General features: G+C 70.3%; 1 protein-coding gene and 1 pseudogene. Both read left to right on the forward strand.

The window, feature by feature from the left end:
- Positions 1-82: 82 nt before the first annotated feature.
- Positions 83-346 (forward strand): hypothetical protein, encoded by a 264-nt coding sequence (locus ACFR9S_RS00920; RefSeq protein ID WP_379817773.1) that lies wholly within the window; start codon positions 83-85, stop codon positions 344-346.
- Positions 347-387: 41 nt separating this feature from the next.
- Positions 388-748: pseudogene (locus ACFR9S_RS00925) on the forward strand (hypothetical protein); the annotation flags it as partial.

Raw genomic sequence — 748 nt, forward strand, 5'->3', positions numbered from 1 at the left:
TCTCCATACTCGCCGCTGTCCCGCCGCCGGCTTGAGGATTTCGCCCGCCAGCTTTTCGGTCGCCGCGCCCGCCACCCCCGTCGTGGAGTTCACGCCCCGTCGCACGTTCTGGCTGGCCCTCTGCTGGCTCGGCGCCACACAGAGTCTCTCGTGGGGGATCGCGGTCACCCGGGTCGGCGTCTGGCCCGGAAACGTCGCCGCGATCATCGGCTTCGCTCTGCTGACGCTGGTCGCGCTGGTCGGCGTGTTCCGTCCCGAGTGGATCGGCGGTCCCGACGAGCGGACGCCGGTCTGGTGGGCCGCCGCCGTCGCCGCGGCAGTCGGGACAGTCGCGCTGCTGCTCTAACTCCGGAAGAGCTATTCCCGACTGCTCACAGCGCGAACACGATGCAGTACGGTAACAGCGTCGGCCCGTTCCTCGATCGCATCTCCGAGACGCCGGAGACGTTCTCGTTCGTCGAGCCCTCTCTCGGCGAGTCGAACGTCCCGCTCCGTGAGTTCGATCCCGAGACCGTCCGCAAGCGCTGTGAGGCGGCCGGCCTCGACCTGATCGTCCACCTCCCTATCGAGCAGCCGCTCGTCCACGCGCCGCCGGAACACGCCGACGGCGTCCACGCCTACTTCGAACGGGCGCTCGACCTCGCGGCGGCGGCGGGGGCCGACCGAGCGGTCGCACACTGTACCGCCAACCGCGGCAGTCTCGGCGACCTCGACCTGTTCCGGGAGAACGTCCGCCGGCTCGACGCGG

The organism is Halolamina salina (assembly GCF_042678005.1).
GTDB lineage: Archaea > Halobacteriota > Halobacteria > Halobacteriales > Haloferacaceae > Halolamina > Halolamina salina.